Below are 4,058 nucleotides of genomic sequence, written 5' to 3'. Positions count from 1 at the left end.
GCCTCGATGTAGCGCTTGGTGTCGTCGTAGTAGTTGCCGGTGGTGGGGTCGATGCCGCGCACCGCACCAATCATCTCGCTGGCGAACAGCACGTTCTTCACCGGGATCACGGTGTTGAGCAGGTCGATGCCGGGCTGGTGGTACACGCAGGTGTCGAAGTACACGTTGTTCATCAGGTGCTCGTCCAGCAGCGGCTTCTTCATCTCCTGCGCCAGACCACGGAAACGGCCCCAGTGGTAGGGCACCGCACCGCCGCCGTGCGGGATCAGGAACTTGAGCGTGGGGAAGTCCTTGAACAGGTCGCCCTGGATCAGCTGCATGAAGGCCGTGGTGTCGGCATTCAGGTAGTGCGCGCCGGTGGTGTGGAAGCACGCGTTGCAGCTGGTGCTCACGTGGATCATGGCGGGCAGGTCGTACTCCACCATCTTTTCGTAGATGGGGTACCAGTGCTTGTCGGTCAGCGGCGGGCTGGTCCAGTGACCGCCCGAGGGATCGGGGTTCAGGTTGATGCCCACGGCGCCGTATTCGTGCACGTACTTTTCCAGCTCGGGGATGCAGGTCGCAGGATCAACGCCAGGGCTTTGCGGCAGCATGGCCACCGGCACGAAGTGGTCGGGGAAGAGCGTCGAGACGCGATAGCAGAGCTCGTTGCAGATGGCAGCCCAGGTGCTCGATACGTTGAAGTCGCCAATGTGGTGGGCCATGAAGCTCGCGCGCGGGCTGAACAGCGTGATGTCACTGCCGCGCTCCTTCATCAGGCGCAGCTGGTTGGTCTCGATGGACTCGCGCAGCTCGTCGTCGCTGATCTTCAGGTCCGCCGCTTTCGGCATGGCGGCTGGGTCTTTGATGCCGGCGATCTGCGCATTGCGCCAGTTCTCCAGCGCCTTGGGGGCCGTGGTGTAGTGGCCGTGGCAGTCGATGATGAGGCTCATTTTTGGGTGCTCCTGGAAGGTGTTCTTGTGATCGGTCAGGCGGGCTCCATGCCCTGCTTGCGTTTGGCTTCGGCAGCGGCTGGGGAGGCCAGGTAGGCCAGCAAGGCACGCGCGGCATCCACCTGTTGCGAATGCGCGCCGATGCCCGCTGAAAACGTGGTGGTGATCTGGATGGCCGGTGGCAGCGGGCCCGCGATCTGGATGCCCTGCACGTGCAACAACTCGCTCAATTGCTGAAAGCCCAGCGCCACCTCGCCCTTGGCCACCAGCGAGCCCACGGGCACGCCGGGGGGGGCCTGCACCATGCGCGGGGCGATCTGCTCGGCAATGCCCCAGCGCTCGAACAGCTTGGCCAGCGCCACGCCGCTGGGGCCGGTGGACAGGCTGATGCTGGGCGCGGCCAGCACGGCATTGCGCACGGCGTCTTCGGTGCTGAGGTCGGGCAGCGGTGCCCCCGCAGGCACGGCCACGGCCACGCCGGAGTGCACCCAGTCCACCTTGCTGCCGGGCGCCAAATGGCCTGAGGCCATGAGCTTGTCGATGGCATCGGACGCGAGGATGACCACGTCGAACGCCTCGCCGGCCGCCACGCGCTTGGCGGCGTCCACACCGCCCACCGATTCGATGGCCGCCTGCAGGCCCGTCTGCTGCGCAAACCCGGCCACCAGGTCGGCCAGCACCTGGCGCGTGGCCATGGAGGAAATGCCGCGAAGGGCCGGCGTGGTCATGGTGGTTTGTCTCCTGCGGAATGCGTTGTGTCCCGGCGCAGCCATTGCTCGGGTGGGTGGGGTGATTGTGGGCAGCACGCGCCCAAACATGAAGGCAGCCCCGGCACTACCAGATATATCATTCCGTGATCGTCGGTACGCAGCTATATCAGAGAGCCTTGCCCATGGACCTCAAGCAGATCGAATACTTTGTGCGCGTGGCCGAGCTGGGCAGCTTCACCCGCGCCTCGGTGGTGCTGGACATTGCCCAGCCCGCTCTGAGCCGCCAGGTGCGCCTGCTGGAGGTGGAGCTGCGCCAGAACCTGCTGGTGCGCAACGGCCGCGGCGCCACGCCCACCGAGGCGGGCAAGCTGCTGCTGGAGCACGGCCGAGGCATCCTGCACCAGGTCGAGCGCGCCCGCGAGGAATTGGGCCGCGTGCGCGGCGCGCTGGCCGGGCGCGTGGCCATCGGCCTGCCGCCCAGCATTGCCAAGGTGCTGACGGTGCCGCTGACCCGCGCCTTCCGCGTGAAGATGCCCGATGCGGCGCTGGCCATCAGCGAGGGCCTGTCGGTGGCCATGCGCGAATCGCTGACCACGGGGCTGCTCGACATTGCGCTGCTCTACAACACCACGCCCGCGCCGGGCATCGAGACCACGGCGCTGCTGGAGGAAGACCTGTTTCTGGTGCAGCGCCGCGCCCCCGGCCAGAGTGAGGCGGAAGCCGACGCCCTGGCCCGCACGCCCCTGCCGCTGGACGAGCTGCCGCGCTTTCCGCTGGTGATCCCCACCCGCCCCAACTCCATCCGCATGCTGGTGGAGTCGGAACTGGCCGCACGCGGCAAGCGCCCGCAGATCAGCCTGGAGATCGACGGCGTGGCGGCCATCCTGGACTTGGTGGCCGACGGCGCGGGCTGCGCCGTGCTGCCCATGAACGCCGTCACCACCTCGGGCAAGCCAGAGGTGTTCAGCACCCGGCCCATCCACGGCGCGAGCAGCGATGGTGGCGACCCGGGCGAGAGCGAGGACGGCAGCAACCGGCTGCGCAGCAAGCTGTTCATGGCGGTGAGTTCACAGCGCCCGGCCACGCTGACGCAGCAGGCAATGGCGGAGCTGATTCGAACGACTTTGATGGCGCTTTACAAAACGCCGGGTTGAGCGCGCGTGAACTGCAGTGCAAACTCCGAACCGTTCAGGCTCAGCGTGAACGGTTGGGGACGCTGCAAGCTGGGTCAGGCCGCGCAGACAGCACAACTTCAATGCCCAGTGGCATCCCCGCGCACACTTCCCAGCACCCGGTCCGCGTAATCCTGCCAGCGCGCATCCTTCGCCAAATCTGCAAACACCCCGGCACGCGCCAGGTCGGCCACCCACTGCTGCTTGGCGGCGATGGCAGCGGCCATCAGCGGCGCCATGCCGGCCTCGTGCACCGTGTGGGCGGACTCGCGCATCTCCTCGGCGCGGCGCTGGCCGTGCTGCACCACGCGGCTGAAAAAGTAGCGGCCCTGTTCGTGCCAGTCGATGGAAGGGAAGGTCTCGGCCAGCGTGGGCAGCACATGGTCTTCCACGCCGTAGTGGCGGGCCGTGGCGTAGCTCTCGATCACCAGGGCTTCGAGGCCTTTGATCATGATGCTGCGACACATCTTGATGGCGCTGGCCACGCCCAGTTGCTCGCTCACGGCTCGGGCATCCATGCCCCAGCCGGTCAGCACAGCCGCCAACGCGGCAGCCTGCGGCCCACCCAGCAGCATGGGTACCCGGATGCCGTAGGGCGGCACCGAGGTCATCACCCCCGCCTCGACATAGTGCGCGCCACGCGCCTCAATGAGCGCAGCGGCTTGCTGCTTGGTGCCGGGGGAGGCGGAGTTCAGATCCAGGAACACGGTGCCGGGGCGGATGTGCTGCGCAGCCTCCTGCGCCACGGCCAGTGTGTTCGATGCGGTGACCGCCGAGACGATGCCGTCGCAGCGCGCACACAGCGCCTGCATGGATTCCACCGCCACCACGCCGGCCTGCGCGGCGTGCATCCGCATGGCGTCGCGTTGCGCGGGGTCGGCCAGCTTCAGGTCCCAGGCCGCGACAGAAGCCACGCCGGGCTGCACGCGCAAGCCCGCACTGAAGATCTTCCCCACCTCGCCATAGCCCACGAGGCCGATGTGTGTGATGTTCATCCGATTTTCCTTTTAGAACCTGCCCCACCGCAGGCAACGCGGGCTTGCGGCGGCGGTACTCACTGCCGCGTGATCTTGGCCTTGGCGATCACGTCGCTCCAGCGGCGCACATCGGCCGCCAGATGCTCGCCCAGCTGCGCGGGGGTGCTGCCCTGGACGTTGAGGTTCAGCTCCAGCAGGCGTTTTTTCACATCGGGCTGGGCCAGCGCGGACTGCACCTCGCGCGAGAGGCGCTCCACCACGGCAGGG

Annotated in this window: 5 protein-coding genes; 1 reads left to right on the top strand and 4 read right to left on the bottom strand. The window is 67.3% G+C overall.

Annotation, left to right across the window (positions count from 1 at the left end; genetic code table 11):
* Window positions 1–932: amidohydrolase family protein (locus MRY84_RS21050; protein ID WP_291507633.1), on the bottom strand; the 932-nt coding region annotated here is incomplete at its 3' end.
* A 35-nt stretch (window positions 933–967) separates the two neighbouring features.
* Window positions 968–1,660, bottom strand: coding sequence for a substrate-binding domain-containing protein (locus tag MRY84_RS21045; RefSeq protein ID WP_291507632.1), 693 nt, complete (start codon window positions 1,658–1,660; stop codon window positions 968–970).
* A 164-nt stretch (window positions 1,661–1,824) separates the two neighbouring features.
* Between MRY84_RS21045 and MRY84_RS21040 the strand changes: the two genes are divergently transcribed.
* Window positions 1,825–2,796 (top strand): LysR substrate-binding domain-containing protein, encoded by a 972-nt coding sequence (locus tag MRY84_RS21040; RefSeq protein WP_291507631.1) that lies wholly within the window; start codon window positions 1,825–1,827, stop codon window positions 2,794–2,796.
* 98 nt (window positions 2,797–2,894) lie between these two features.
* Here the strand turns inward: MRY84_RS21040 and MRY84_RS21035 are convergent, their stop codons facing one another.
* Window positions 2,895–3,809, bottom strand: coding sequence for an NAD(P)-dependent oxidoreductase (locus MRY84_RS21035; protein WP_291507630.1), 915 nt, complete (start codon window positions 3,807–3,809; stop codon window positions 2,895–2,897).
* A gap of 59 nt (window positions 3,810–3,868) precedes the next feature.
* Window positions 3,869–4,058 (bottom strand): tripartite tricarboxylate transporter substrate-binding protein (locus MRY84_RS21030; RefSeq protein WP_291507629.1); only part of this gene is annotated, 190 nt, incomplete at its 5' end.

It is taken from the genome of Acidovorax sp. (assembly GCF_022763525.1).
Lineage (GTDB): Bacteria > Pseudomonadota > Gammaproteobacteria > Burkholderiales > Burkholderiaceae_C > Acidovorax.
Note: the sequence above shows the minus strand (reverse complement) of the source record. Positions and strands in the feature narration are given on the sequence as shown.

What these genes read in the sequence shown, in the direction of transcription:
- MRY84_RS21045 (WP_291507632.1), bottom strand. Translation starts at nt 1,660, where the DNA reads ATGACCACGCCGGCCCTTCGCGGCATTTCCTCCATGGCCACGCGCCAG.
- MRY84_RS21040 (WP_291507631.1), top strand. Translation starts at nt 1,825, where the DNA reads ATGGACCTCAAGCAGATCGAATACTTTGTGCGCGTGGCCGAGCTGGGC.
- MRY84_RS21035 (WP_291507630.1), bottom strand. Translation starts at nt 3,809, where the DNA reads ATGAACATCACACACATCGGCCTCGTGGGCTATGGCGAGGTGGGGAAG.